The 25,646-nt window shown below is 70.0% G+C and carries 25 protein-coding genes and 1 pseudogene; 16 read left to right on the top strand and 10 right to left on the bottom strand.

Annotation, left to right across the window (positions count from 1 at the left end):
- Positions 1 to 61: 61 nt before the first annotated feature.
- On the bottom strand, positions 62 to 796 hold the full coding sequence (locus ACWDR4_RS05800; protein ID WP_450404325.1) for a dienelactone hydrolase family protein: 735 nt from the start codon (positions 794 to 796) through the stop codon (positions 62 to 64).
- 333 nt (positions 797 to 1,129) lie between these two features.
- Between ACWDR4_RS05800 and ACWDR4_RS05795 the strand changes: the two genes are divergently transcribed.
- A complete protein-coding gene (locus ACWDR4_RS05795; protein WP_450404322.1) occupies positions 1,130 to 2,686 on the top strand; it encodes an oxidoreductase in 1,557 nt (518 codons plus the stop codon).
- Positions 2,687 to 2,796: 110 nt separating this feature from the next.
- Here ACWDR4_RS05795 and ACWDR4_RS05790 read toward each other — a convergent pair whose 3' ends face one another.
- The 3 genes and pseudogenes from ACWDR4_RS05790 to ACWDR4_RS05780 form a co-directional block, all read right to left on the bottom strand.
- Positions 2,797 to 3,024 carry a hypothetical protein gene (locus ACWDR4_RS05790; RefSeq protein ID WP_450404319.1) on the bottom strand — a complete coding sequence of 76 codons (228 nt, stop codon included), beginning with the start codon at positions 3,022 to 3,024 and terminating at the stop codon, positions 2,797 to 2,799.
- 17 nt (positions 3,025 to 3,041) lie between these two features.
- Positions 3,042 to 3,789, bottom strand: a pseudogene (locus ACWDR4_RS05785) (transposase family protein).
- Positions 3,790 to 3,953: 164 nt separating this feature from the next.
- A complete protein-coding gene (locus tag ACWDR4_RS05780; protein ID WP_450404317.1) occupies positions 3,954 to 4,289 on the bottom strand; it encodes a phosphoketolase family protein in 336 nt (111 codons plus the stop codon).
- 117 nt (positions 4,290 to 4,406) lie between these two features.
- Between ACWDR4_RS05780 and ACWDR4_RS05775 the strand changes: the two genes are divergently transcribed.
- Positions 4,407 to 5,525, top strand: coding sequence for an acetate/propionate family kinase (locus ACWDR4_RS05775; RefSeq protein WP_450404314.1), 1,119 nt, complete (start codon positions 4,407 to 4,409; stop codon positions 5,523 to 5,525).
- A 257-nt stretch (positions 5,526 to 5,782) separates the two neighbouring features.
- Here the strand turns inward: ACWDR4_RS05775 and ACWDR4_RS05770 are convergent, their stop codons facing one another.
- Positions 5,783 to 7,543 (bottom strand): PucR family transcriptional regulator, encoded by a 1,761-nt coding sequence (locus ACWDR4_RS05770; protein ID WP_450404311.1) that lies wholly within the window; start codon positions 7,541 to 7,543, stop codon positions 5,783 to 5,785.
- Between the two features lie 251 nt (positions 7,544 to 7,794).
- Between ACWDR4_RS05770 and ACWDR4_RS05765 the strand changes: the two genes are divergently transcribed.
- The 13 genes from ACWDR4_RS05765 to ACWDR4_RS05705 all read left to right on the top strand — a co-directional run bounded on the left by ACWDR4_RS05765 (position 7,795) and on the right by ACWDR4_RS05705 (position 21,160).
- On the top strand, positions 7,795 to 8,322 hold the full coding sequence (locus ACWDR4_RS05765; protein ID WP_450404308.1) for a general stress protein: 528 nt from the start codon (positions 7,795 to 7,797) through the stop codon (positions 8,320 to 8,322).
- A gap of 68 nt (positions 8,323 to 8,390) precedes the next feature.
- The gene (gene dnaK / locus ACWDR4_RS05760) at positions 8,391 to 10,298 is read left to right on the top strand and encodes a molecular chaperone DnaK (RefSeq protein WP_450404305.1); all 1,908 of its coding nucleotides are present in this window, start codon (positions 8,391 to 8,393) and stop codon (positions 10,296 to 10,298) included.
- A 10-nt stretch (positions 10,299 to 10,308) separates the two neighbouring features.
- A complete protein-coding gene (grpE, locus tag ACWDR4_RS05755; protein WP_450404302.1) occupies positions 10,309 to 10,893 on the top strand; it encodes a nucleotide exchange factor GrpE in 585 nt (194 codons plus the stop codon).
- Positions 10,894 to 10,899: 6 nt separating this feature from the next.
- Positions 10,900 to 11,835: a DnaJ C-terminal domain-containing protein gene (locus tag ACWDR4_RS05750; RefSeq protein WP_450404300.1), complete on the top strand. Its 936-nt coding sequence runs from the start codon at positions 10,900 to 10,902 to the stop codon at positions 11,833 to 11,835.
- On the top strand, positions 11,835 to 12,203 hold the full coding sequence (locus ACWDR4_RS05745) for a chaperone modulator CbpM (RefSeq protein ID WP_389616000.1): 369 nt from the start codon (positions 11,835 to 11,837) through the stop codon (positions 12,201 to 12,203). Before ACWDR4_RS05750 ends, ACWDR4_RS05745 begins: the two co-directional genes overlap by 1 nt.
- Positions 12,194 to 14,833 (top strand): ATP-dependent chaperone ClpB, encoded by a 2,640-nt coding sequence (gene clpB / locus ACWDR4_RS05740; RefSeq protein ID WP_450404295.1) that lies wholly within the window; start codon positions 12,194 to 12,196, stop codon positions 14,831 to 14,833. Before ACWDR4_RS05745 ends, clpB begins: the two co-directional genes overlap by 10 nt.
- Positions 14,830 to 15,288: a thioredoxin gene (gene trxA / locus ACWDR4_RS05735; RefSeq protein ID WP_389615994.1), complete on the top strand. Its 459-nt coding sequence runs from the start codon at positions 14,830 to 14,832 to the stop codon at positions 15,286 to 15,288. Before clpB ends, trxA begins: the two co-directional genes overlap by 4 nt.
- 6 nt (positions 15,289 to 15,294) lie before the next feature.
- A complete protein-coding gene (locus tag ACWDR4_RS05730; RefSeq protein WP_450404292.1) occupies positions 15,295 to 15,555 on the top strand; it encodes a UBP-type zinc finger domain-containing protein in 261 nt (86 codons plus the stop codon).
- Positions 15,555 to 17,336 (top strand): FAD-dependent oxidoreductase, encoded by a 1,782-nt coding sequence (locus ACWDR4_RS05725; protein ID WP_450404289.1) that lies wholly within the window; start codon positions 15,555 to 15,557, stop codon positions 17,334 to 17,336. The genes ACWDR4_RS05730 and ACWDR4_RS05725 overlap by 1 nt, the downstream gene beginning before the upstream one ends.
- Before the next feature lie 47 nt (positions 17,337 to 17,383).
- Positions 17,384 to 17,878, top strand: coding sequence for an Hsp20/alpha crystallin family protein (locus ACWDR4_RS05720; protein WP_450404287.1), 495 nt, complete (start codon positions 17,384 to 17,386; stop codon positions 17,876 to 17,878).
- Positions 17,879 to 18,352: 474 nt separating this feature from the next.
- Positions 18,353 to 20,284 (top strand): MFS transporter, encoded by a 1,932-nt coding sequence (locus ACWDR4_RS05715; protein ID WP_450404284.1) that lies wholly within the window; start codon positions 18,353 to 18,355, stop codon positions 20,282 to 20,284.
- A 21-nt stretch (positions 20,285 to 20,305) separates the two neighbouring features.
- Positions 20,306 to 20,698, top strand: coding sequence for a DUF2267 domain-containing protein (locus ACWDR4_RS05710; RefSeq protein ID WP_450404281.1), 393 nt, complete (start codon positions 20,306 to 20,308; stop codon positions 20,696 to 20,698).
- A gap of 117 nt (positions 20,699 to 20,815) precedes the next feature.
- The gene (locus ACWDR4_RS05705; RefSeq protein ID WP_450404278.1) at positions 20,816 to 21,160 is read left to right on the top strand and encodes a DUF2267 domain-containing protein; all 345 of its coding nucleotides are present in this window, start codon (positions 20,816 to 20,818) and stop codon (positions 21,158 to 21,160) included.
- A gap of 355 nt (positions 21,161 to 21,515) precedes the next feature.
- Here the strand turns inward: ACWDR4_RS05705 and ACWDR4_RS05700 are convergent, their stop codons facing one another.
- The 3 genes from ACWDR4_RS05700 to ACWDR4_RS05690 all read right to left on the bottom strand — a co-directional run bounded on the left by ACWDR4_RS05700 (position 21,516) and on the right by ACWDR4_RS05690 (position 23,505).
- Positions 21,516 to 21,824, bottom strand: a complete 309-nt coding sequence (locus tag ACWDR4_RS05700; protein ID WP_450404275.1) for a hypothetical protein — start codon at positions 21,822 to 21,824, stop codon at positions 21,516 to 21,518.
- Positions 21,825 to 21,977: 153 nt separating this feature from the next.
- A complete protein-coding gene (locus ACWDR4_RS05695; RefSeq protein WP_450404272.1) occupies positions 21,978 to 22,892 on the bottom strand; it encodes a GlxA family transcriptional regulator in 915 nt (304 codons plus the stop codon).
- Between the two features lie 10 nt (positions 22,893 to 22,902).
- Positions 22,903 to 23,505 carry an isochorismatase family protein gene (locus ACWDR4_RS05690; protein WP_450404269.1) on the bottom strand — a complete coding sequence of 201 codons (603 nt, stop codon included), beginning with the start codon at positions 23,503 to 23,505 and terminating at the stop codon, positions 22,903 to 22,905.
- Between ACWDR4_RS05690 and ACWDR4_RS05685 the strand changes: the two genes are divergently transcribed.
- Positions 23,483 to 23,830 (top strand): hypothetical protein, encoded by a 348-nt coding sequence (locus tag ACWDR4_RS05685; RefSeq protein WP_450404266.1) that lies wholly within the window; start codon positions 23,483 to 23,485, stop codon positions 23,828 to 23,830. The two genes, ACWDR4_RS05690 and ACWDR4_RS05685, sit on opposite strands and share 23 nt — an antisense overlap.
- A gap of 85 nt (positions 23,831 to 23,915) precedes the next feature.
- On the opposite strand, the gene ACWDR4_RS05680 is transcribed toward ACWDR4_RS05685, so the two are convergent.
- On the bottom strand, positions 23,916 to 24,848 hold the full coding sequence (locus tag ACWDR4_RS05680) for a PLP-dependent cysteine synthase family protein (protein ID WP_450404263.1): 933 nt from the start codon (positions 24,846 to 24,848) through the stop codon (positions 23,916 to 23,918).
- A 4-nt stretch (positions 24,849 to 24,852) separates the two neighbouring features.
- Positions 24,853 to 25,602, bottom strand: a complete 750-nt coding sequence (locus ACWDR4_RS05675; RefSeq protein WP_450404644.1) for a CTP synthase C-terminal region-related (seleno)protein — start codon at positions 25,600 to 25,602, stop codon at positions 24,853 to 24,855.
- Between the last annotated feature and the right edge of the window lie 44 nt (positions 25,603 to 25,646).

Genomic DNA, 25,646 nt, shown 5'->3' with positions numbered 1-25,646 from the left:
GCGGCGCCCTGGCCGACACCGCCTACCGACTACCGTTGGCTGCCCTCCAGACAGCCCGGCCTCACTTCAGGTGTCGGTCCAGGAACCGGCACCCGTCCTCCAGCTCGAACCACGGGGTGCCGGTGTGCCCGCCCAGATTGGCGTGCAGCGTCTTCTCCTTGCTGCCGAAGGCGTCGAACAGGTCCAGCGCCTGCTGCAGGGGGTTCCCCTCGTCGTCCCACTGCACCAGGAACAGCAGCGGAATGGTGACCTGTCGGGCCTCCTCGCGCTGGGCGCGGGGCACGTAACCCCCGGCGAAGAAACCGGCGGCGGCGATGCGTGGATCGGCCACCGCAAGACGAATGCCGAGGGCGGTCCACCCTCCGGAGTACCCGACGGGGCCGCCGATCTCGGGCAGCGCGAGGAGGGCGTCCAGAGTGGTCTGCCATTCAGGGACCGCGTTTTCGACCAGCGGGCCGACGAGGGACTCGAAGATTTCGGCGACCGGCTCGCCGGCCCGCATCGCCCGGCGAAGGTCGGCGCGGGTCTGCTCGTCGGCGGCGGAACGGGGCCGGTCGCCGCACCCGGCGGCGTCGATGGAGGCCACCGCGTAACCGCGCGCCGCGGTGTACCGGGCCCGGGCCACCAACCGGGGTTCACGCTTGGGCAGGCCGTTGTTGTGGGCCATCAGGATCAGCGGGGCCGGAGTGGCGGATGTGGCGGATTCAGGCGTCCACAGGGTGCCGGGGATCTCGCCGAGGGTGAATTCGCGTTCGAGGACGCCGTCGTCGAGGCGCTGCTCGGAGATGAAGTGCATGGTCGTGCCTTTCGGGAGTGCTCAGAGTGGCGCTCCCGGACGACCTATCGCCCGACCGTGACCCCGGAGGGAAGCACCCATGTCGATACTGCGTTCACGGGTACCACCTCCTCGTTCTCTCGCACGGCCTCCGGAAAACTAGCAGTGGCCGCCACGGTCCGCCAACGGGTTTTACGGAGGCTCCATCGCCGGATGCCACGGAGCCACCCGCCTCCGCCAAGCGCCTCCGCGCTGGGCCGGGCGCACCCCGAGCGGGCTCCCGTTCACTTCACCACGTACTGCCGCGTGCGGTGAGGCAGGGCGAGGGCGAAGGAAGATCACTACTCTGCATGAGTGCTTTCCTACGACGAGTTGACTTCACCAGAGCGTGAGTTGTGGGACGCGTTCCCCGAGGGACGCCGCGTGGACCTGCGCATTGGTGTGCCCGAGGACGACCGAGTTGCCGAGGGTGGGCAGTGGGGTCCCGGGCGGACGGTCCGGGCCGCCGTGATCGTGGCGCTCCTCCTGGGGGCGAACACCGCGCAGCCAGGCGCCGTCGCGTGTCTGAGGCTCGTCGGGGCACGGATATCCGGGCACCTCGACCTGGCCGGCGCGCAGGTCGCTCACGCCCTCTGGCTCGAAGACTGCTGGTTCGAGGAAGGCGTGGATCTCTCGGGTGCGTCGACCCAGTCGATCGCGATCGTGGGCAGTCAAGTGCCGGGCGTGGAAGCCGGCTTGATCCGGATCGAGGGGCGCCTCGACCTGCGGCGTTCTCGCATCGCAAGCGGCTCTGCCTCGCCCTTCCACCGCAGGGTCACGGCCTTGTCGCTCATCAACGCCCGCGTGAGCGGGGCCGTGAACCTCAGCGGCGCCGAGATCACCGCACCCGAGGAATGGGCGGTGTCCGCCGGCGGACTCGTCGCAGAGGGCGGCGTCTACTGTGTGGACGGATTCGTCGCGCACGGCGAAGTCCGACTCATGGGGGCACAGTTGCCCGGCGGGCTGCACATGCGGGGCGCGCTGCTGGACCGCCCCGGCCGACGTGGGGTGGCGCTCGCCCTGGACAACGCCGTGGCCTCGACGCTCGACTTCTCCGACGGGTTCGTCGCGAACGGGACCGTACGGCTGCGGGGTGCCCGGATCTCGGACAACCTGACCTTCGAAGGAGCCGTCCTGAACGGGCCGTCCGACGGCCACGGCCCGTCATTGGTCGCCCCGCTGATGCAGGCCGTCGACTTCGACCTCACCCTCGCCCGGTCACCCGCCGGCACCGTGGACCTGCGGGGCGCGCAGGTGTCCTACCTCCACGACAGCGAGCACAGTTGGCCGGACGTGGTGGAACTGGACGGCTTCGTCTACGGCTCCATCAAGGTGGAGGATTCAGGCGAGCGGCGGGAGGCAGTGGGCCGGCGGGACTCCGTAACCCGCCGCGTGGCGTGGATACGACACAGCCCGGGCTACAACCCCCAGCCCTATGAGCAGTTGGCGAGCTGGTACCGGAAGGCCGGCCACGACGACGACGCCCGCCGCGTACTCCTGGCCAAACAGCGCCATCGGCGTCAAACCCTGCTCCCGGCCGCGCGCGTGTGGGGACACCTGCTCGACGTGACCGTCGGCTATGGCTACCGCCCCTGGCTGGCCGGCGTCTGGCTCCTCGCGCTGACCTTCCTGGGCATGCTGTCCTTCGGGACGCACTCCCCTCATCGGCTCCAACGAGGCGAAGGCGCCCCGTTCCAGCCCCTCGTCTACACACTCGACCTGCTGATCCCCATCGGTGGTCTGGGCCAACGCACGGCGTGGTACTGGTCGAACGACGGCCTCCAGTGGCTGGCCTACCTGCTGATCGCCCTCGGATGGGTGCTGACGACCGCGGTCATCGCGGGCGTCAGCCGCACTCTGCAGAAGAGTTAGGGGTCGACAGCCGAGGCCAGGCGCCACCGGCAGAGCAGTGCGCATCCGAGGGTGAGGAAGGCCTCCTGGAGGTCGTCGCGCATCTGCCGGCGCACCCGCAGGCGGCGAAATCAGCGCAGATGGGCGAACGCGCGCTGGACGCCCCGGCGTTGGGCGCGAAGTCCGCAGTCACGTTCGCTGCCCCGGTGAACGATCAGTGGCTCACGCATCGACGAATCGGCGCGGTCGCGCACACGGCCCTGCGCCCACTGGCCGTGGTCACTGCCGACGGGAAGGCCGAGGGCCTGGGGGAGTATGCGCCCCGATTCGACGACGTCTTCGTCAGCCTCGCCCGGCATTGGCCTACTGAGCTTCTTCAGCGTTGCCGCTCCGGGGTGAGGATGGCCGTGGTGATTGACGATATTCGATTCGGGCTGCGTCGGGACCTGCGGAAGATCCGCCATGACTTCAGTCGTGCGACGCCGCGCTCGACGGGTGCCCGTGCTGCGGACAGCGCGTGGTCGACGGTCTGCTGGGTTGGCGTGAGGTTCCCGCCTGGCGGGCGTCTGAGGCGTGTTGTCACCCATGGGCCGGCTCCGATGTAGGCGCGGTCGGCGAGGATCGGGATGCCCTGGCGTTCGCAGATCCGGATGATCCGGTGGGTGCGGGCCGAGGTCAGGTAGTGCGCACGGCCGGGCAGCGCGGGCGAGATCCACAGCAGTCGTCCGTCCGGATCGGTCACCAGCTGCACGTTCACCCCATGCCGACGGTGCTTGGCGGAGCAGTCGGTCCGGCCGTCGCCTACCCGGTCGCACACGGCGGGAGTTCCGTCGAGCAGGACGTAGTCGGGATCGGCCTCCCGCAGCACCTTGAGCAGGCCTGGTGCACGCTCGGCGAGCAGCCTGATCACCGTGGTGGTGCAGGCGTGGGCGCTGCTCACGGAGATCCCGAAGCCGGCGGCGATCTGCGCGAGCGTGTCGTGCCTGCGCAGGTATACCAGGCCGACCAGCGCACGCCGGTGCGGAGGGAGTTCGCAGCGACGGTCCCTCGCGGGTGACGATGAGCGTGGTCACCCACTCGACCAGCGCGTGGGGCAGGTCGAGTACGGCAGAACACGGAACCAACGCGGCTCCTGGGCCTGTGGGTCGAGACTCCGAACACCTCCCCCAACGGCGCGGGAGCCGCGTCCGTTGCGCACACCGCGAGCGTCGCCCGATCGGGGCCCGCGCTGAAATGGCTCAATGATTCCCCGATTGCGAGGATGCGCACGTCACGCACGTCGGGACTGTCAGGTCCTCAGACCTGCGCCGGTCCGGACATGCGCGGGGTCGTACTCCTCGTGGGTGCCCTCCATCCAGAGGTTGGCGTGGTTGGCCGGGGAGCCGTGGCCGGGACCGGGCACCGACAGCCCATCGGCGTCCCGCTCACGGACGAGCGTGTTGAGCGCCGCGTACACCATGGTGATCCCCGGGCACGAGCCCCAGTGGCCGAGCTGCCTCGGCTTGATGTGTTCCGGCCGCAGCGGCTCCCGTAGCAGCACGTTGCCGCGCAGGAAGATCACTGATGCGGCCACATGGTCGGCCGCCCGCCGGTACGCCGCACCTTCCTGGTGTGCCGAGCTCATCCGATGGGCCTCCGTTTCATACGAGGTCAGGCGGGTACCCGGCTGCCTCGGCACACACGCCGAGCCGTTGCGGGCACAGCCGTGCGACGCGGTCCGGGACCGCGGGGAAGGAGCACCGTGTCGGCAGGAAACACCGGCCCAGTCCTGGTGGCCGACGCAGGCTCGTCCAGCCTGAGGCTGACCGTGTTCGGCGACGACGGGCAGGTCCTGGCCGAACACCACAGCGCCTCCGCACCCGGCGAAGACGTGTCCGGCCCTCTGCGGCAACTGCTGGCCCAAACGCCATCGCCGACTGCCGTGGGTCACCGCATCGTCCACGGCGGACCCGGACTGCGCAGCCACGTCCTGGTCGACGACGACGTCCGGGCCGCCCTCGGGAATGTGGCCGACCTGGCACCGCTGCACGTCCCGCCGGCCCTCACTGTCCTGGATACCGCCCGGAACCTGCTACCCGACGTCCCGCACGCAGCCTGCTTCGACACCGTCTTCCACGCCGGCCTGCCCGCCGCCGCCCGCGAGTACGCGGTGCCCGCCACCTGGCGCGAGGAGTACGGGATGCGCCGCTACGGCTTCCACGGGCTGTCCTACGCCTGGGCACTCGGCCGGACGGCCGAACTGCTCGGTCAGCGCCCCCAGCAGCTCCACCTGGTGATCGCCCACCTCGGTGGCGGCTGCTCCGCCTGTGCGGTGCACAACGGGACCAGCGTCGACACCACCATGGGCTTCACACCGCTGGAGGGGTTGGTGATGAGCCATCGCAGCGGAAGCGTGGACCCCGGCGCCCTGACCTGGCTGCAGACGCGGCACCGTCTGTCCGCCGACGACATCGAGGACGTACTGAATCACCATTCCGGTCTGCTCGGCCTCTCCGGAACCTCCGACGACACTCGCGACCTCGTCCGCAGCCGGGCAGCGGGCGACGAGCGCGCCGCTCTCGCCCTGGACGTCTTCACTCATCACTGTCGCCGCGGCATCGCTGCGATGGCCGCGTCCCTCGACCGGCTCGACGCCCTGGTCTTCACCGGGGAGATCGGCGAAGACCAGCCCGAGGTCCGCGAAGAGGTATGCACCCGGCTCACCGCCCTCGGCCTGACCGGCGGCCTGCGCACGCCCGACGACGCGAGCCGTCCGGCAATCGTCAGCGGGCCGGGGGCGGAAATACCGATCGTGGTCGTACCCACCGGAGAGGCCCAGCAGATCGACCACGAGACCCGAACCCTTCTCCGCGGCCCGTGAGGCGCATGCGAGCCTTCCGCCTCGCCTCGTCGCGTTCGTAGGAGAAGTGCGAGAAGGCCGTGACCGGCCGACACAGCACCGCTACCGCTTCTACTGGCCCGGCGCGCAGTGGCGCCGTTCCCATCCCGTCAGCCCACGTGCGCAGGGCGATGTCGGCGGAAGGCCGCGAATGCACGGGTAGCAGCGTTCCAAGACAGTTGTCGGCAGGCTCCGGCAGCCGGGCTGACCTGCTGCACCGGCCCTCCGGGTGGCTGCGGTCAGCGCCGCCCGCCCAAGATGATCTTCCAGACGCGAGTTGCCACCTGCAGATTGAGCCGGGTGTCCACATCCGCCAGGTCGCGGTCGCTGATCTCACGGATGCGCTGCAGCCGGTAGCGCAGGGTGCTGCGGTGGACCGTCAGCGCGGCGGCCGCATCGTCGTAGTTGCCTCCGCAGTCGAAGTAACGCGAGAGCGTCTCCACCAACTCCGTGTCGTGCCCCGCGTCGTAGTCGATCAGCTGGCCGAGCCACTCCCGCACGAAGCCTTCGAGCTCCCGGAGATCGTTTCCGGGCCCCAGGATCCGGTACAGCCCGAGGTCGTCGAAGAACGTCGTCCCGCTGCGCTGGCGGGAGTTCTGCCGCACCTCCAAGGCCCGCAGGGCCTCCTGATAGCAGCGGGGAACACCGTCCGGGGAGTCGCAGCGGGTGCTCACCCCGATCGCACCGTCGGGCGTCCCCAGTTCATGCGCCAGCGCAGCGTGCACGGCATCGTCGTGGGGCCTTGCTTCGGTCAGCAGGACCACCCGGTCACCGCGACGGGTGATCAGCGGACGGGTCGCCGTGGTGGCCGTCGCCTGATCGAGGGCACGGGTGAAGGAGTCGTCAGGGGCGTTGCCGGGCCAGTACACCACGACCACGTAATGGGTACGTTGCAGGTCGTGGCCGACGGCTTCGGCCCGGGCGTAGGCACTCGTCTCGTCAGTGCCCTCCAACAGGTCGTCGATCAGCTGGCGGCGCAGCCGCAGTTCGACCTCGGTGAGTTCGCGCATATGCATGAGCTCCTGGGCGAGCGAGCGCTGGGCGTGATCCAGGGCGAACATGGTGTGCTCGTCGGCCGTCGCCTCGGGGTCCTCGATGACGAGTACGCCGAGGACGTCGCCGCGCGGGCGGGCCAAAGCGATCAGCCGGTCCTTGACTCTGACCGGGCCCGCCTCGCGCGCGACCTGCCGCAGCATCTCCTCCTGGTAGGTCGAGGACCGCACCGGATAGGGGTCGGGCCGGTCGGGACCGGCCCAGGACCTCAGGTTGCCGAACCGGTCCTCGATGAGCGCCGACAGCCCGGTGAGCTCGTACAGCGCTTGGGTGATGGCGTCCTCGCCGCCGCCCCGGGCAGCGACACGGGCGAGGGTCTCGTGCACGGTCTTCTGCAGGTGCAGCTCGGAGCGCATTGTGTCCAACTGCCGCAATACGGCGTCCCGTTCGGCACGGAGTCGGCTCAGTTCTCCGGCGCTGTCGTGGTGCGCAGGGCGCATGGCCGCCAGCGACAGGGCCGCCGATGTGAGCCCCACGAGGGTCGAGAGGAGGAAGTGCCCCTGCTCATCGGGACCGGAGTGGGAGGAGACCACGATGTAGCCGAGCAGACCGCCGGCCCCGCGCAGGCCGAACGCCCAGGTCCAGACCCGCTCCGGAAGGGACACGGAGCCGTCAGCCTCGCCCAACTCCTTCATCCGTGCGTCGTCGACCGTTGGCGCTCCCGCGTCGTGGCCTGGGACGCGGGAAAAACCGTCGCCCGTCGCGAGGTATCCGGCCTCGGCGTGGTAAGGACCCAGGGCACTGACGTGCCGCATGGCCAACCGCACGACCTCACTCTGCTCCGCGCAGGTGAAAAGGGTGCGGGACAGCACCAGCAGCCCGTGTGGGTCCAGCGCCGCGAACGGACGGGGATCGTGCCGTTCGGTGCCCGCGGTGTCGCTCGGATGACGGGTCACTTCCTGGTCGGAGACATTGAGGGACAGCCTCTGTGACGGATGGCCGGCCATAGATCACTCCGTTCCCCTCCGGTCATCGGAGGCGATCGAGCGAGTCGCGGGATCCACGCCTGGGCGAGCCTGAGCACCCAGCCTAGGCAAGAGCATCCGACTTGTCCCAATTTGATCTTTGTTCTCGTGGACCGACCGACCGCGCCGATTTCCGACCTGCCAGGTGCAGGCGGAGCGCGCTGCTCTCTTGCCACTCTGGGCTCGTCAGGGATCGTCGGCGCACCGGTGGCCGTGGCAGGAAGGACCGGCTGATGAGCGAGCAGGCCCGCAGGACCATCGCCTCGTACACGACCTACCAGGAGGCGGAAGGCGCCGTCGATCACCTTGCCGATCAGGGTTTTCCCGTAGAGAAGTTGGCCATCATCGGGCAGGACGTGCGCCTGGTCGAGCAGGTGACCGGCGGCATGGGACCTGGCGGGGCCGCCCTGCACGGCGCGGCGAGCGGCGCGCTGCCCGGCGCACTGATCGGGTGGATCTTCGGGCTGCTGAACTGGCTGGACCCGGTCGTGTCGGGACTGCTCCTCGCCCTGTACGGGCTGGTTTTCGGAGCACTCGGCGGAGCTCTGCTCGGCCTGCTGGTGTACGCGGCCCAGCGTGGCCGCAGGAACTTCGCCTCGGTGAGGTTCATGCAGCCCAGCTGGTACGACGTCGTCGCCGACGACGCGGTCGCCGAGGAAGCGGTGCGGCTGCTGGCCGAGCTGCCCAGCGGAACCGGCACCAGTACAGACAGCGGGGCTTGGAAGAGCAGCCGCCCGCAGGGCGGTCCCGCCGTCACCTGAGCGAGTGCGGAAGACCGGGCGCGGCTCCCAGGGCGACCGGGGACCGCCCGTCGCGGAAGGAGTTCCTCATGGCCAAGGCAGTAGGCATCGACCTGGGCACCACGAACTCGGTGATCGCCGTCTGGGAGGGCGGCGAGTCGACGGTCGTACCCAACAGCGAGGGCAACCGGACGACGCCGTCCGTGGTGGCCTTCACCGACACCGGCGAGCGCCTGGTGGGCCAGCTGGCCCGCCGGCAGGCGATCCTCAACCCCAAGGGCACCATCTACTCGGCCAAGCGGTTCATCGGCCGCCACTTCGACGAGATCTCCGAAGAGGCCAAGGCCGTCGCGTACGACGTGGTCGAGGGAGACGGCGGCGCCGCCCGCTTCAAGGTGCGCGACAAGCTCTACGCGCCCGAGGAGATCAGCGCGCAGGTGCTGCGCAAGCTCGCCGACGACGCCTCCAAGCAGCTGGGCGAGCGGGTCACGGAGGCGGTCATCACGGTGCCCGCCTACTTCAACGACGCCCAGCGCACCGCCACCAAGGACGCCGGACGCATCGCCGGCCTGGAAGTGCTGCGGATCATCAACGAGCCGACCGCGGCCGCCCTCGCCTACGGCATGGACAAGAAGCAGCACGAGACGGTGCTCGTCTTCGACCTGGGCGGCGGAACCTTCGACGTCAGCATCCTCGACGTCGGCGACGGCGTGGTGGAGGTACGGTCCACGGCGGGCGACAGCCATCTGGGCGGCGACGACTTCGACCGCCGGCTGGTCGACCAGCTCGCCGACGGCTTCCAGAAGGAGAACGGCATCGACCTGCGCCAGGACCCGCAGGCGCTGCAACGCCTGTTCGAGGCCGCAGAGAAGGCCAAGACCGAGCTCAGCTCGGTGACCCAGACGCAGGTCAGCCTGCCGTTCATCACGGCCGATGCCTCCGGGCCCAAGCATCTGACCACGACGATCATGCGGTCCAGGTTCGAGCAGATCACCGGCGACCTGGTGGAGCGCTGCCTGGGCCCGGTGCGGCAGGCCATGGACGACGCCAAGGTAAGTGACAGCGACATCGACGAGGTCATCCTCGTCGGCGGCTCCACCCGCATCCCCGCCGTCCAGGCCCTGGTGCGGAGGCTGACCGGCGGCAAGGACCCCAACATGAGCGTCAACCCCGACGAGGTCGTGGCGATGGGCGCCGCGATCCAGGCCGGGGTCCTCAAGGGCGAGGTCAAGGATGTCCTGCTGCTCGATGTCACTCCGTTGTCGCTGGGCGTGGAGACACGCGGCGGCGTGATGACGAAGATCATCGAGCGGAACACCACCATCCCGGTGCGCCGCACCGAGACCTTTTCCACCGCCGAGGACAACCAGCCCGCAGTCGATGTCGTCGTCCTGCAGGGCGAGCGGGAGCTGGCCGCCGACAACCGGGTCCTCGGTCGCTTCCAGCTCACCGACATCCGCCCCGCGCCGCGCGGCGAGCCGCAGGTCGAGGTCACCTTCGACGTCGACGCCAACGGCATCCTCAACGTCACCGCGCGGGACAAGGACACCGGCAAGGAGCAGGGCATCACCATCAGCGAGAGCTCCAACCTCGACCGCAGCGAGGTCGAGCGGATGGTCCAGGAGGCCGAACACAACCGCGGCCAGGACCAGGCCCTGCGCGAGGCAGTCGACGCCCGCAACGAACTTGACGCCATCGCCTACCAGGTCGAAAAGCGCCTCGGCGAGCTCGGCGACGCCGCACCCGCACATGAGAAGGCCCGCGCCGAGATGCTGGTGGCCGAGGCTCGCGAGGCGGTCAAGAACGAGGCCGGGGTGGACAAGGTCCGGCCGCTGACATCCGAACTCCAGCAGGTCTTCGCGGGGCTCGCAGCCCACCAGGCGGGATCCGCCGCGGGCGGTCCGGCGGGCACCGGCTCACCGGACGGATCCGGGGCCGCGCCGGGCGGCGCCGGGGGCGGCGACGATGTGATCGACGCCGACTTCGACAAGGGCTGAGGTGCCCGCCATGCCCATCCCACCCCAGGACCGAGAGCCCGACCCGTCGCCGGAAGGCGCGGTACAGCCGCCGCGCGGGGACCTTGCACAGCCTCGACCGCCGACCGAGGAAGCCGAGCCGTGGCCCGACGCCGCAACCGGCAGCGCCGCACCCGAGGACGAATCCGCGGCCGCGCTGCGAGAGGCCGAGGACCGCTGGCGCCGCGCCCTGGCCGACCTCGACAACCTGCGCAAACGCCACGCCAGGGAGCTGGAGCGGGAGGCCGCGGCCGAACGCGCCCGTACGGCTGCGGCCTTCCTGCCCGTCATCGACAACCTGGAACTTGCCCTGAGCCACGCGGCCGCCGACCCCGGTGCGATTGTCGAAGGTGTCCGGGCTGTGCGTGACCAGGCCGTGAACGTCCTGGAGCGGCTGGGCTACCCGCGCCACGCAGAGAAGGGCGTGGCGTTCGACCCGGCCCGGCACGAGGTGGTCGGCGTGGTTCAGGATCCCGACGCCGATCCGAACACCGTGGTCCAAGTGCTGCGACCCGGTTACGGGGAGGCCGAGCGGCAGCTGCGGCCTGCCGCCGTGACCGTCGCCAAGCGGGAGTGACCGTCCATGGCACGCGACTTCTACGAGGTGCTCGGTGTTTCGCGCACCGCCGACCGGGACGAGATCCAGCGGGCCTATCGCACCCTTGCCCGCAGGTACCACCCCGACGTCAACAAGGACCCCGAGGCGGAGGAGCGGTTCAAGGAGATCAACGAGGCCTTCAGCGTCCTGTCCGATCCGGAGCAGCGAGCCCGGTACGACCGCTTCGGCGAGGACTTCCGGAAGGTCCCGGAGGACTGGGAGGAGCGGGTCGCCGCCGGAGCTGGAACCGGCAACGGCTTCCGTTGGACCACCGGAGGCGGTCCCCGGGTGCGGTACTCCACGGCAGGCTTCGAGGGCGAGGGGGTCGACGTCGAGGATCTGTTCGGTTCGCTGTTCGGCGGTGCCGGGCGGATGCGCGTGCCCGGCGCCGACCAGGAGGCCGAACTGCCGCTCACCGTCGAGGAGGCCTATCGGGGCGGCCGCCGTACGGTCACCCTCGCCGGGCCGACCGGTCAGCGGCGCTACCAGGTCGACGTGCCGCCCGGCACCACCGACGGGCAGCGCATCCGGCTGGCCGGGGAGGGCGGGCGCGGGAGCGGTGACGGCGCTCCCGCCGGGGACCTGTACCTGAGGGTGCGGATCCGGCCGCACCCCGAGTTCCGCCTCGACGGCCGGGACGTCCACGTGACGCTTCCGGTCACCCCGTGGGAGGCGGCGCTGGGCGCGACCGTACCGGTGCCCACTCCGAGCGGCGCTACGGCGAAGGTGACCGTGCCCGCCGGGTCCTCCAGCGGACGGCGCCTGCGGCTGCGCGGCGAGGGCATGCCGGGCCCGCGCGGCGCGAACGGAGACCTGTACGCGGAGCTGCGGATCATGGTGCCGCCACGGCTGAGCGACCGGGAGCGCGAGCTGCTGGAGGAACTTGCCGCTGTCTCCTCGTTCGACCCCAGGAGGACCTGATGAGCGACCGACCCGCCGAGGCCCGCCCGCCCCGCGCACGCACGACCGAGGTGGGCGTGCAGTACGCGATCGTGCCCGTGCCCAGGCTCTCCCTGGAGACCGTGGCCCGCCGCTCAGGCCTCCATCCCGACCTGATCCGTCGGTTCGTCGCCCTCGGACTGGTGGACGCCGGCCTCGACGCCTCCGGACGGATGGTGTTCGCTCCCACGGCTCCGGCCGCCCTGGCCCGCGTCCAGCGGTTGCGCACAGGGCTGTGCCTGAACTACGCATCCATCGGTCTGGTGCTCGACCTGCTCGACCACATCAGCTTGCTCGAAGCCGCGCTGCGGCGTGCAGGCATGAGGAGTGATCTACCACCATGGACATGAATCGCCTGACCCAGAAGTCCCAGGAAGCCCTGCAGGAGGCCCAGAGCGCCGCCGGCCGCCTGGGGCACACCGAGGTCGACGGCGAGCATCTGCTGCTCGCCCTCCTCGACCAGGAGGAGGGCCTGATCCCGCGTCTGCTGCAGCAGACGGGCACCGAGCCCAAGGAGTTGCGTGCGGCCGTACGCGAGGAGCTCTCCCGCCGGCCCAAGGTGACCGGCCCGGGCGCGACGCCGGGCCAGGTCTTCGTCACCCAGCGCCTCGCCCGGTTGCTGGACTCGGCCGAGCGGGAGGCCAAACGCCTCAAGGACGAGTACGTGTCCGTGGAACACCTGCTGCTGGCCCTGGCCGAGGAAGGTTCGGCGACCGCCGCCGGGCATCTGCTGAAGGAGCACGGCGTGACCCGGGAGTCCTTCCTCGGCGCGCTCACCCAGGTCCGCGGCAACCAGCGCGTGACCTCCGCCAACCCCGAGGTGGCCTACGAGGCCCTGGAGAAATACGGCCGTGACCTGGTCGCCGAGGCCAGGACCGGCAGGCTCGACCCCGTCATCGGCCGGGATGCCGAGATCCGCCGCGTCACCCAGATCCTCAGCCGCAAGAGCAAGAACAACCCCGTCCTGATCGGCGACCCCGGCGTCGGCAAGACCGCCATCGTCGAGGGTCTGGCCCAGCGCATCGTGCGCGGTGACGTGCCCGAGGGCCTGCGCGACAAGACGGTGTTCGCCCTCGACATGGGCTCGCTCGTGGCGGGCGCCAAGTACCGCGGCGAGTTCGAGGAACGCCTCAAGGCCGTGCTGAGCGAGGTCAAGGCCGCCGGGGGGCGGATCCTGCTCTTCGTCGACGAGTTGCACACGGTCGTCGGCGCGGGCGCCGCCGAAGGAGCCATGGACGCGGGCAACATGCTCAAGCCCATGCTGGCACGCGGCGAACTGCACATGATCGGCGCGACCACCCTGGACGAGTACCGCAAGCACATCGAGAAGGACGCCGCCCTCGAACGCCGCTTCCAGCAGGTCGTGGTCGACGAGCCCAGCGTGGAGGACACCATCTCCATTCTGCGCGGCCTGCGCGAACGCCTTGAGGTCTTCCACGGTGTCAAGATCCAGGACACCTCGCTGGTCGCGGCAGCGACGCTCTCCCACCGCTACATCACCGACCGTTTCCTGCCCGACAAGGCCATCGACCTCGTCGACGAGGCCTGTGCCCGGCTGCGTACGGAGATCGACTCCATGCCCGCCGAACTCGACGAGATCACCCGCCGGGTGACCCGCCTGGAGATCGAGGACGCGGCCCTGTCCAAGGAGACCGACCCCGCCAGCAAGGCCCGCCTGGAGGAACTGCGCAGGGAACTGGCCGACCTGCGCGGCGAGGCTGACGCCAAACACGCCCAGTGGGAGGCCGAACGGCAGGCGATCCGCCGCGTGCAGGAGCTGCGTCAGGAACTGGAGCAGGTCCGCCACGAGGCGGAGGAGGCCGAACGCGCCTACGACCTCAACCGCGCCGCCGAACTCCGCTACGGCCGCCTCCAGGGCCTGGAGCGCCGACTCGCCGCAGAGGAGGAGCAACTGGCCGCCAAACAAGGGCAGAACCGGCTGCTGCGCGAGGTCGTCACCGAGGAGGAGATCGCCGAGATCGTCGCCGCCTGGACCGGCATCCCCGTCTCCCGCCTCCAGGAGGGCGAACGCGAGAAACTGCTGCGCCTCGACGACATCCTGCGCGAGCGCGTCATCGGCCAGGACGAGGCCGTCAAGCTCGTCGCCGACGCCATCATCCGCGCCCGCTCCGGCATCCGCGACCCTCGCCGCCCCATCGGCTCGTTCATCTTCCTCGGCCCCACCGGCGTCGGGAAGACCGAGCTGGCCAAGACCCTCGCCCGGACCCTGTTCGACTCCGAGGAGAACATGGTCCGCCTCGACATGAGTGAGTACCAGGAGCGGCACACCGTCAGCCGGCTCATGGGCGCACCGCCCGGATACGTCGGCTACGAGGAGGGCGGCCAGCTCACCGAGGCCGTGCGCCGCAAGCCGTACTCGGTCGTGCTGTTCGACGAGATCGAGAAGGCGCACACCGATGTCTTCAACACCCTGCTGCAGCTCCTCGACGACGGCCGCATCACCGACGCACAGGGCCGCACGGTCGACTTCCGCAACACCGTGATCATCATGACGTCCAACATCGGCTCCGAGCACCTCCTCGACGGCGCCACCGCCGAGGGGGAGATCAAGCCGGACGCCCGCGCCCTGGTGATGGGCGAGCTGCGCGGGCACTTCCGCCCGGAGTTCCTCAACCGCGTCGACGACATCGTGCTGTTCAAGCCGCTCGGTGAGCGGCAGATCGAGCGGATCGTGGAGCTGCAGTTCGACGAGCTGCGGCAGCGGCTCGCCGAACGCCGCATCACCGTCGAACTCACCGATGCGGCTCGGGAGTTGATCGCCCACCAGGGCTACGACCCGGTGTACGGGGCCCGGCCGCTGCGGCGTTACATCTCCCACGAGGTCGAGACACTGGTCGGACGCGCCCTGCTGCGCGGCGACGTCCAGGACGGCGCGACGGTGCGCGTCGACGCCGAGCACGGAGAACTGGTGGTCACCTACGACCAGCCCAAGGACGTGAAGGGAGCGAGGGCGGCATGAGTACCGTGCAGGCCACCACCGTCACCTGCCCGCACTGCGGGCGCACCAACCGGGTACCCGTGGCCGCCGAGGGCCGTCCCAGGTGCGGCAACTGCAAGCAGCCTCTGCCGTGGATGGCCGACGCGGGCGACGACGACTTCACCGAGGTCGTCGAGCAGGCCACCGTGCCCGTCGTCGTGGACCTGTGGGCCACCTGGTGCGGCCCCTGTCGCATGGTGAGCCCCGCGCTGGAGAAGGTCGCCGCCGATCTCGCGGGAACGATCAAGCTGGTCAAGGTCGACATCGACAAGAACCCGCGCCTGGCGCGGCGGTTCGAGGTCCAGGCCGTACCGACGCTGCTGGTCCTCGACAAAGGACAGACCATCGCCCGGCAGGCGGGTGCCGCACCTGCCCCTGCCCTGCGGCGGTGGGTGGAGCAGTCGATCGCCGGCCGCGAACCGGCCGGGAAAGGATGATCGGCCATGACCGTACGGACCGACCCCCACCTCGCCCTCGTACGCCCCGTCACCCCGCGCGCCCCGGGATGCGAGGAATGCCTGGCCACGCACTCCCCCTGGGTCCACCTCAGGCTCTGCCTGACCTGCGGCCACGTCGGCTGCTGCGATTCCTCGCCGAACCGGCACGCCCGCCGTCACGCCGCCGCCGACGGCCATCCGATCGTGGCGTCGCTGGAGCCCGGCGAGGACTGGCGGTGGTGCTTCGTCCACGAGGCGCTTGTGTGATGCCCGGCGACGAGACGCGGCCGGGCGCAGCGCCGATGCCGGACGAGGCGGGGGAGAGCGTCCCCTTCGAGACCCCCGACATCTACGGCGCCTACCCCCGCCTGTCGGACGATCAGATGGCCCGCCTGGCGCAGCACGGCCGACGGCGCGCGGTTGACGCCGGTGACGTGCTGATCCGGGAGGGGGAGCGGTGCGAGACGTTCTACGTCGTCCTCGGCGGCTCGATCGCCATCGTCGAGGGCTACGGCACACCCGATGAACACCTGCTGCGGGTGCACGGCCCTGGCCGCTTCATCGGCGAACTCGGCCTCCTGAACGGACAGGTGGCCTTCTACACCGCCGTGGTCAGGGACCCCGGCGAGGTCCTCGCCCTGTCCATGGATCAGCTGCGTGACCTGGTGACCCGGGACTCCCTCCTCGGTGATGTGGTGCTGCGCGCCTGCCTGGGCCGCCGTGCCCTGCTCGTCGGACAGGGCGCCGGTTTCCGCATCATCGGCTCGCGCTACTCGCCCGACACCCGGCGGCTGCGCGAGTTCGCCGCCCGCAACCGGCTGCCGCACCGCTGGATCGATCTGGAGACGGACGAGGAGGCCGAGGCGCTGCTGCGCCGCTTCGCGGTCGGTCCGGAGCAGACGCCGCTGGTGATCTGGCGGGACACGACCCTGCTGCGCAATCCGAGCAACGCCGAACTGGCCCGGTTGATCGGCTTGTCGCCCCTGCCGTCGGGCAACGGCCGCGACGATCTCCTGATCGTCGGCTCCGGTCCGGCCGGGCTCGCCGCCGCGGTGAACGCCGCCTCGGAGGGCCTCGGCACGACCGTGGTCGAGGCGATGGCGACCGGCGGCCAGGCCGGGACGTCGTCCCGCATCGACAACTGCTTCGGCTTCCCCTCCGGCATCTCCGGCGCCGAACTCACCGAGCGCGGGGTGCTCCAGGCGGGCAAGTTCGGCGCCCGGATCAGCGTCCCGGCGGAGGCGGCCCGGCTCGAACGGCGGGACGGCCACTACGCCGTCGGGTTCGCCGACGGCAGCGAGATCACCGCCCGTACCGTCGTCCTGGCCACCGGCGCCCGCTACCGCCGCCTCCATGTGCCCGGCATCGAGCCGTTGGAGGGCACGGGCGTCCACTACTCGGCGACCGTCTACGAGGCCCAGCAGTGCCGTACCGACCCGGTGGCGGTGGTCGGCGGCGGCAACTCCGCGGGCCAGGCCGTGCTCTTCCTGGCCGGGTACGCACCGCAGGTGTATCTGCTCGTCCGTGCGCCGAGCCTGGAGGCGCACATGTCCCGCTACCTGATCGATCAGATCGAGCGCCACCCGCGGGTGCGCGTCCTGCTGCACACCGAGGTGACGGAGGCACTCGGCGACAAGGCGCTGGAGGCGGTCAACGTGGTCGACCACCGTACGGGCGAGCACCGCCGCCTCAAGGTGCGGGCCCTGTTCGTCTTCACCGGCGCCGACCCTCACACCGAGTGGCTGTCCGGCGCGCTCGCCCTCGACGCACGCGGCTACGTGCTCACCGGCGCGGAGGCACAAGCCTGCTCCGTTCCCGAACTGTGGCAGAGCCAGGGCCGCGACTGCCTGACGTTGGAGACCAGCCTGCCTGGCGTCTTCGCCGCCGGCGACGTCCGCAGCGGCTCGGTGAAGCGCGTGGCCTCCGCGGTCGGCGAAGGCGCGATGAGCATCCACTTCGTGCACCGCTACCTGGACCACACGGCCGCGCCCGGCGGCACCGACAGCTCCCCGCACACCCGTCCGAAAGAGTCCGCTTGGCTCGCATGACACCCAGCGGGCGGCGAGATCACGAGAAGGAGAAGGAGGCGATGGAAATGACCGCGCCCGTCCGGCGCCACCGCGGTGGCGCAATGCAGGACAGGCCTCTTGGCTGGGCACGCAATCCGCTGACGGAGTTCGACCAACTGCTCAGCGAGATGAGCGGACTGATCGAATCCACGGTGGGAGGCGCTGCGCCCGCAGTCGCGTGGACACCCCTGGCGGATGTCACGGAGTCCGACGACGCCTTCCACGTCGAGATCGAAGTCCCCGGCGTCAAGAGCAAGGACATCAACGTCGAAGCCAACGGCCAGGAGCTGGTGGTCACCGGAGAGATCAAGGAGAAGGAACGCAAAGGCGTCCTGCGCCGGAGCGCCCGCCGCACCGGAGCCTTCGAGTACCGGCTGCGGCTGCCCGGAGAGGTCGACACCGAAAAGATCAATGCGCAGATCTCGGACGGAGTGCTCACCGTCACCGTCCCCAAGGCCGAGGTGGCAAAGCCCCTGCACATCGAGATCAGCGAGACGAGTGAAAGCGAGAGCAGCGGCTGAGACGCGAACGCCGCGGTTCCGGACACCCATCCGGCACCACGGCCGGGCCGGCGAGGCTCGACACCCGAGGTGGCTCATGAACGACGTCCCCTGTCACAACCCCTCACGGCGGCGGAGACTCGGCACGCGGCTCCCCACCGGCTTCCTTTCGGCGCCGCAGACGCCAGGCACGCAGCAGCCGAAGGGGGAGCAGACCCAGCGGAACTCGCCGGCCCATGTCCGCCTGGTCCTCGCGGTCGAATGCCCGTGCGTAACGCTCGGCGTCCTGAGCCGTCGGATACCGCTTGCTTCCCTCCGCTCCGCACCCACGCGCGCAGCGCCAGAGCATCGTGTCGCCCTCATGGAGAAAGCGAAAACGGTGTCCCAGAAGGTGGCAGCGCAGCACAGAAGACCACCCTATGTGGACCGGTTCATTCCGGCCTGTTCTGTCCATCTCCAGGCAACGGCCCATGGCCCTGATCGAGGAGGCATGGCATGACCACCACCGCCGAGCTCGGTGTCGTCACCACCAAGGTCCCCGCCCGGCTCGACCGGCTGCCGTGGTCCCGATTCCATTGGCGGATCGTCGTCGGTCTGGGAACTGTCTGGATTCTGGACGGACTCGAAGTGACGATCGTCGGGGCGGTTGCCGCCCGTATGACCGAGCCGGGCAGCGGCATCAACCTGACCAGTGCCGACATAGGCACTGCCGCCGCCATCTACGTGGCAGGCGCATGTGCGGGCGCTCTCCTGTTCGGGAGACTCACCGACCGCTACGGGCGCAAGAAGCTGTTCATGCTCACGCTCGGCATCTACATCCTCGCCACCGTCGCGACCGCGTTCGCCCACGACGCCTGGTACCTCTACCTCGCCCGTTTCATCACCGGCATGGGCATCGGCGGAGAGTATGCCGCGATCAACTCGGCCATCGACGAGCTGATTCCGGCCCGCAACCGCGGGCAGGTGGATCTGGCCATCAACGGCAGCTACTGGGTCGGTGCGGCGGTCGGCAGCCTGGTCGCCGTGCTGCTTCTCAACGAGGGGCTGCTGGCAGCCGACCTCGGCTGGCGGCTGGCCTTCGGCCTGGGCGGCATTCTGGGCCTGGGCATCATGCTGGTACGCCGCCACGTTCCGGAGAGTCCGCGCTGGCTGTTCATCCACGGGCATCAAGCCGAGGCTGAACGCATCGTCGACCGGATCGAGGCCGAGGTGCGCCAGGAGACCGGCCGCGAGCTGCCGGAACCGGGCGAGGCGGTCACCGTACGACAGCGCGACATCATCCCGTTCACGGAGATCGCCGGCGTGGCTCTGCGGCGGTACCCGCGTCGCGCCGTTCTCGGTCTGGCGCTCTTCGTCGGACAGGCGTTCCTGTACAACGCGATCGTCTTCGACCTGGGCACGATCCTGAACGGCTTCTTCGACATCGGCTCCGGCTCGATCCCCTACTTCCTTGCCCTCTTCGCGATCGCCAACTTCCTCGGACCACTCCTTCTCGGCCGACTGTTCGACACCGTCGGCAGAAAGCCGATGATCGCGGGCACCTACTTCGGCTCGGCCGTCGTGGCAGCCGTCCTCGCAGTCCTGCTGATCAACGGCTCCCTGACGACATGGGGGTTCTTCCTGCTGGTCTCGCTGACCTTCTTCGTGGCGTCCGCGGGAGCGAGCTCGGCCTACCTGACGGTGAGCGAGGTCTTCCCCATGGAGACCCGAGCCCTGTCCATCTCGCTGTTCTTCGCGATCGGCACGGCCGTGGGCGGAATCACCGGCCCCCTGCTGTTCGGCCACTTGATTCACAGTGGCGATGCCGACCTGGTGGCCATCGGCTTCCTCGTCGGAGCGGCAGCCATGGCACTGGGCGGCCTGGCCGAGGTCTTCTTCGGTGTCCGGGCCGAACAACAGTCCCTGGAGAACATCGCCCGACCGCTCACCGCTGAGGAAACCGAGGCAGCCTGGCGCAACGAGCCCGCGCCACAGGACGCACGAGACCGCCTCCGGCCCACACACGTCCGGCAGGCCGAGCACGAGCGGGAACTGCGGATCGCCGACCGCACCGCCCGCCGCCGGGAGCGGGAGCGCGCCGGAGCCCGCCGCTACCGCCCGGGCACCGGACCGGGCAGCACCTTGTACTCGCCGGGGATGGCCGGCACCGCGGGCACGGCAAGCCGTACGTCCGCCATGGCCGAACAACGCCTCGACGACGAGATCGAACAGATCACCCACGCCCTTCAGGAAGCCGGTCCGACGAGCCGCGACCGACTCGAACAGGCCGTGGGCGGCCGTTCCTGGGGCCCCGGTCGCTTCCGCCGTGCCCTGCGTGAGTCCGAGCGGGAGTCCCGGGCCAAGAGCCTTGCGAACGGCAGCTACGCGCCGACGGACGGATCCGGCCGGCTCGACAGCGCACCGGACGACCCCCATGACCAGCAGTGACCGAGGCAGAAGGAGTCAGCGATGAAATACGACGGATTCCTCGCCCGTGTACGCGAGCGAGGCGAATACAACGACCAGGACGAAGCCGCAGACGTCACCAACGCCGTGTTGGAAGTGCTGGCCCAACGGATCAGCCCGGGAGAGGTCAAAGACCTCGCATCCCAGCTGCCCGGCCCGCTGGGACAAGTTCTGGACAAGGCCACGCCGCAGCAGGCGCAGAGCTTCGGAATCGAAGAGTTCTACCGCCGGGTCGCCGAGCGCACCCATGCCGGGCCGCGTACGGCGCAGTGGGACGCCAGCGCGGTCCTGACCACCGTTGCCGACGCTGTCACCGGCGGAGAACTGAATCAGATCATCAGCCAACTCCCCTCCAGTTACGCGGTCCTGTTCGGCAAGGCCGACCTCGCGGACTGATCCCGAGGCGCCCAGAACGAAGGGCCCACGAAAAATGGTGGAGACAGGTCTCTCCTCGTTCGACACCATGGTGGACAAGGCCAATCGGCTCCTCAAGGACGTCGAAGAGGCCTTCGAATGGCCCAGGAACGGCGCAAGCAGTCGTACGCGGCACTTCGGGCCGTGCTGCACCCGCTCCGGTATCGTCTCCCGGTCGAAACGGCCGTACAGTTCGGCGCCCAGCTGCCGACCATCGTCAGAGGCATCTATTACGACGGCCGCAAACCGGGCGTAACGCCCGTGAAGATGAGCAACGAGGAGTTCTTCGCACGGGTCCGGAGCGAATTCCCCTATGCGGTCGAGGGCGGCAGCGAGAAGCAGGTACGCACCGTACTGAAATCTCTGGAGCGCCATGTGAGCGCCGGCGAATGGCAGCACCTCAAATCCCGGGTCCCGAACTCGCTTGCCGCGCTCCCGCCGTGACCCGGACGGAGGAGGCTATGAGCGCGGCCCAGCGGGCCTGCGGCGCCGGCTTCCAGGGCGCGGCCGGTTACCGGGCGTGATGCTTGTCGGACAGTCCCGTGGGATGGATTTCGTGGTCCTGCTGCCGGAGTGTGCGACGGCTTCAAAACGCTCTTCCGGATCTTCCGCAAGGGTGGCCGTGGATGACGTGCTGGAGCGGCTCCCCGCACGGCGGGCGGAAACGCGATGCGGCACAGGACCGGCTGGCCGAGGAACTGGAAGCGGTCCGGGCTGAAGGGAGGGACTCGGCTGCGCGGAGCGGGTGCTCATCCGGCTGAACCGCGAAGATCGAAGCGGAGACGAGACATCCGGGCCCTCAGAGGTCAGAATTCGACCGTCTCCGAGAACACCAGCAGGTCGGGGATCGTGCCGATCCCCGCAGCCGCACAGCGGGCTGCTCCAGCAGCCGACGGGTGCCCGCCGCGGTGTCTGCCGGCTCTCCGACCATGTCCGTCAGCCGCCCCGAGGGCTGTCCGCCAAGCGCGCGTCGGGCGTTGCGCTCCATGGTCAGCCCGGCCATGCCCACGGCGTTCACCTCGGCCCAGGCGGTCCTGAGGATGGCCGACTCCAGCGCGGCCCCGCGCCGTCTCGACGCCTTCGGCCCTCCACCGCTCACCGTTGCCATGTGCGCTCCTTCAGCGGTATTGCGCGTCCCCGTCACCTCGTGGCAAGCAAGCAGGCGGAGGGGGTACACGATCCGTCCGAGGCGAGGCGAGGCGAGGCTACGCGACGCGGAGTCCCGTACCACCGCTCAGCGGCGTTCACCTGCCCGACGCAGTCAGGCCGTTCGGGCGCGAAGGCGGAGCCGCCGCAGCATGCGGGCGTCCTCGAAGCCGACCGAGTGGGCGGCGGCGTCGACCGTGGCGCCGTGGCTGATGAGGTGCTCGGCGCGTTCCAGGCGCAGGGTCTGCTGGTAGCGCAGCGGGGTGAGGCCGGTGGCGCGGCTGAAGAGCCGGGTGAGGGTGCGTTCGCTGACGCCGACGGCCGAGGCCAGGCGGGGCAGCGGCAGCGGTCGGTCGAAGCGGGTGTCGATGAGGTCCTGGGCGCGGTGCACGGTGTCGTCGAGGTGGGACCGGTGCCGGAACATCGCGCTGGACTGCGGTTCGTGGCCGTTCCGGCGGGCGTAGACGACCATGTCCCGGGCGACCTGGGCGGCGACGGCGGGCCCGTGCCGGCCGGCGACGAGGTGCAGGGCCAGGTCGATGCCGCTGGCGATACCGGCCGAGGTGATCACCCGGTCGTCGGTGGTGAACAGGACGTCGCGGACGACGACCGCCCCGGGGTGGCGCAGCGCCAACTCGTCCTGCACGTCGTGGTGGGTGGTGCAGCGGCGGCCCTTGAGCAGGCCGGCCCGCCCGAGTGCCTCCGCCCCGGCGCAGACGCTCGCCACCGATCCGCCCCTGGTGTGGTGGTCCCGCAGGACCTTCAGGGAGGGGTCGGTGATCGCGGGCGAGTCGGCCAGAGTGACGGCCCGCCAGCCGGGGACCACGATCAGGTCCTCGGGCCCGAGCGCGGGCCAGTCGAGTTCGGCCACCAGGGGCAGGCCCTGGGCGGTGGGGACCTGCGGCCGCTCGGCGACGTAGGTGAGGGTGTAGGGGTGCCCGAAGTCGGCCGCGGTGGAGAAGACCTGCGCGGGACCGGCCAGGTCCAGCAGATGGACTCCGGGCACCAGGAAGAAGACGACGTGGCTCACGATTCGGTCATCATGCCGGAAGAACGGCCGTGGACTCCACCTCGTCGACCGTCGCGATGGTGGCGAAGCGGCCGGCGAGGGCGTACTCGGTGCGCCGGACGACCTCGTCGGCGGGCAGGGTACGGGGGTCGGCGAGCAGTTCGGCGACGCTCTGGTCGGCGGGGGCGTCGCGGTGCGGGATCGGGTTGGTGGCGGTCGCGTCGACGACGAAGGTGACCTGGTAGCCGAGGTCGCTCGCGACGCGGGCGGTGGTCTCCACGCACTGCTCGGTGCGGATGCCGCAGACGCTGATTTCGCGGACCCCGTGCTCGGTGAGGAGTTGCTGCAGGTTGGTGGTGGTGAAGGAGTTGTGCGAGGTCTTCTGGATCAGCGGCTCGGCATCCTCCCGCCGCTCCAGCTCCTCCATCAGCCGGACGTGGCCGAGGGCCGGGTCGAAGGCACCGCCGCTCCCGGGTTCGGAGTGCAGTACCCACACCACCAGGTCCCCGGCCCGGCGGGCATGCCGGACCAGTCGGCTCACCTTGTCGGCGATCTTCGGGTCGGAGATCGTCTCCCACAGGGGAGTGGCGCGGAAGGATTCCTGGACATCGATGACGATCAGTGCTCGGGTCATGCCCCAAGCCTCCGCCGTACGGCCGGGGCGCCGACAGGCCGCATCGGGTCCCGAAGCGGACCGATCCAGTCATCACCAGAGCGTGCGCGCCGCGTCTAACTTGGCCGGGTCGTGGTTTTCGAGGCGCCGCGCGGGCCGGATCCGTACCGACATCCCGGCTCCTGAACTGATGGCCATGGTGATCTCACTGGCCATCAGCTGGAACACCGCCACCTGGTCACTGGAGGCACTGCAACCGGAGAACCGTCGAAGGACCAGCGCCGACCACAAGGCCGCAGTCGTATCCGCCGTAACCGCACTGGTCCAGCCCCGAACCCAGCCCTGAGGACGCCAGGGCTGCCGCAGAGCACCCAAGAAGAGCCAAGAAACCGCACCCGTCGACGAATGCCTTATGCCTTATCCGAAATGCCTTATCCGAACAGGCCGCTGCCCAGGTACTTGTAGCCGGAGTCGGGTGCCAGCGTGACGACGGCCGTCTCTCGCGGCAGCCGGGCCGCGAGGCGGACCGCCCCATAGACGTTGGCACCGCCCGAGACACCGGTGAAGATGCCTTCCTCCTCGGCCAGACGGGACGTTGTCGCGACCGCGTCGGCGTCGCTGACGGTGTCGACCGCGTCGACGGCGGCAAGGTCGAACAGCGGTGGGGCGAAGCCGCTCCAGCCCTGCATCGCGAAGACGCCCCGGGTGCCGGCGGTGATACCTGGCGATCCGGCCGGCTCCAGGCCGACGATGCGGGGGCGCGGGTCGCGCCGGCGGAGCGCTGCCGCCACACCGAGCAGGGACGCACTACTGCCGATACCGGTGCAGAACGCTGTCACCGGCAGGTGTGCGCTCTGGTTCAGGATCTCCATGCCGAGTCCGTCGCGCAGACCGGCGACCGCATACGGGTTGTTGAACTGGTCGGTGAAGTAGTGGCCCGGTTGTCGGGCGAGGTCGGCCGCGCGGGCGCGCATCGCGTCGATGTCGGTCGGCGCGACCGTGCCGGGTGCGATGGCGGCGTCGAGCACTTCCACGTCGGCGCCGAGTGCCCGCATCAGCCGCCGCGGCTCGTCGCTGAAGCAGGCCGACGTGACGATTTTGAGCCGGTATCCCTTGACCGCGCAGACCAGCGCGAGCCCCGGGCCGGTGCTGCCGCCGGTGTACTCGACGATCGTCATCCCCGGCATGAGCCTGCCGTCACGTTCGGCTCCCTCGACCATCGCCAACGCCAGCCGGTCCTTCATGGCGCCGGTCGGGTTGAGGTATTCGAGCTTCACCAGCACCCGGGCACCGGTCGAGGGCGCGAGCTGCCGCAGTTCCACGAGCGGTGTGTTGCCGATCGCTGCCAGCGTTCCTGGTCGCATCGCCCTACCCTCTGCCGGTCGAGACGGGCACGGTGGCACGGCCCGCAGCGTGTGCGACGGCGGCGTGGGCGAAAGCGCGCACGATCGGATGACGCCGCCCGTCGTCAATGGCGAGTTCGGGCTGGAAGAGCGTGCTCAGGAAGAAGGGATGTCCTGGCAGTTCGGCGATGCGTACGTCTGGGCCGTCGTGCCCGGTGAACCGCATGCCGTGCGCCGACAGGACATCCTCGTACTGGGGATTGAGCCCGTACCCGCAGTGGTAGCGCTCCACGGTCCGGTCCACGCCGAGGATGCGTTCGGCCGCCGAGCCCGGGGTGACGCTGACCATACCCTCGTGCCCGATGAGGGAGCAGGCCAGGGGTGCGATCAGCGGGCTCTCCGCGTCCGGAGTGTTCTCGGCGTGGTTGGCGGTGGTGAGCCCGCAGACGTTGCGCGCGAACTCCAGCAGTGTGTGTTGGAACCCACCGCAGGTGCCGAGGTAGGGGATGCCGTTCTCCCGGGCGGTACGGGCTGCCTGGAGCGCGCCGGCCTCGCTGCGGTACGGGCTGCCGGGCAGCAGCCAGATGCCGTCGAACCGGTCCAGCCTGGTGGCGTGCGCCTCGTCGGTCGGTACCCAGTACGCGTCCAGGGCGATTCCGTCCCGCTGCCGCAGGGCTTCCAACAGGAGGGGTATCCGCGTGTGGGACCGCACGTGCGGCGACCGGTCGCCCACGAGTGCCACCTTCGCCGTATGCGTCTCGTCGCTGCTCTCCATGCTCTCCATGGGCTCATCGTGCGCAGCCAGTGGTTATTAGTCCA

This window comes from Streptomyces sp. NPDC000878 (assembly GCF_053599695.1).
The sequence above is the reverse complement of the archived record's forward strand: the minus strand, read 5'-3'. Positions and strand labels throughout refer to the sequence as shown.

Coding starts and splice junctions, on each gene's coding strand:
- ACWDR4_RS05800 (WP_450404325.1), bottom strand. CDS start 796: ATGCACTTCATCTCCGAGCAGCGCCTCGACGACGGCGTCCTCGAACGC.
- ACWDR4_RS05790 (WP_450404319.1), bottom strand. CDS start 3,024: ATGCCGGGCGAGGCTGACGAAGACGTCGTCGAATCGGGGCGCATACTC.
- ACWDR4_RS05780 (WP_450404317.1), bottom strand. CDS start 4,289: ATGAGCTCGGCACACCAGGAAGGTGCGGCGTACCGGCGGGCGGCCGAC.
- ACWDR4_RS05770 (WP_450404311.1), bottom strand. CDS start 7,543: ATGGCCGGCCATCCGTCACAGAGGCTGTCCCTCAATGTCTCCGACCAG.
- ACWDR4_RS05765 (WP_450404308.1), top strand. CDS start 7,795: ATGAGCGAGCAGGCCCGCAGGACCATCGCCTCGTACACGACCTACCAG.
- dnaK (WP_450404305.1), top strand. CDS start 8,391: ATGGCCAAGGCAGTAGGCATCGACCTGGGCACCACGAACTCGGTGATC.
- grpE (WP_450404302.1), top strand. CDS start 10,309: ATGCCCATCCCACCCCAGGACCGAGAGCCCGACCCGTCGCCGGAAGGC.
- ACWDR4_RS05750 (WP_450404300.1), top strand. CDS start 10,900: ATGGCACGCGACTTCTACGAGGTGCTCGGTGTTTCGCGCACCGCCGAC.
- ACWDR4_RS05745 (WP_389616000.1), top strand. CDS start 11,835: ATGAGCGACCGACCCGCCGAGGCCCGCCCGCCCCGCGCACGCACGACC.
- clpB (WP_450404295.1), top strand. CDS start 12,194: ATGGACATGAATCGCCTGACCCAGAAGTCCCAGGAAGCCCTGCAGGAG.
- trxA (WP_389615994.1), top strand. CDS start 14,830: ATGAGTACCGTGCAGGCCACCACCGTCACCTGCCCGCACTGCGGGCGC.
- ACWDR4_RS05730 (WP_450404292.1), top strand. CDS start 15,295: ATGACCGTACGGACCGACCCCCACCTCGCCCTCGTACGCCCCGTCACC.
- ACWDR4_RS05725 (WP_450404289.1), top strand. CDS start 15,555: ATGCCCGGCGACGAGACGCGGCCGGGCGCAGCGCCGATGCCGGACGAG.
- ACWDR4_RS05720 (WP_450404287.1), top strand. CDS start 17,384: ATGACCGCGCCCGTCCGGCGCCACCGCGGTGGCGCAATGCAGGACAGG.
- ACWDR4_RS05715 (WP_450404284.1), top strand. CDS start 18,353: ATGACCACCACCGCCGAGCTCGGTGTCGTCACCACCAAGGTCCCCGCC.
- ACWDR4_RS05710 (WP_450404281.1), top strand. CDS start 20,306: ATGAAATACGACGGATTCCTCGCCCGTGTACGCGAGCGAGGCGAATAC.
- ACWDR4_RS05705 (WP_450404278.1), top strand. CDS start 20,816: ATGGCCCAGGAACGGCGCAAGCAGTCGTACGCGGCACTTCGGGCCGTG.
- ACWDR4_RS05700 (WP_450404275.1), bottom strand. CDS start 21,824: ATGGCAACGGTGAGCGGTGGAGGGCCGAAGGCGTCGAGACGGCGCGGG.
- ACWDR4_RS05685 (WP_450404266.1), top strand. CDS start 23,483: ATGACGATCAGTGCTCGGGTCATGCCCCAAGCCTCCGCCGTACGGCCG.
- ACWDR4_RS05690 (WP_450404269.1), bottom strand. CDS start 23,505: ATGACCCGAGCACTGATCGTCATCGATGTCCAGGAATCCTTCCGCGCC.
- ACWDR4_RS05680 (WP_450404263.1), bottom strand. CDS start 24,848: ATGCGACCAGGAACGCTGGCAGCGATCGGCAACACACCGCTCGTGGAA.
- ACWDR4_RS05675 (WP_450404644.1), bottom strand. CDS start 25,602: ATGGAGAGCAGCGACGAGACGCATACGGCGAAGGTGGCACTCGTGGGC.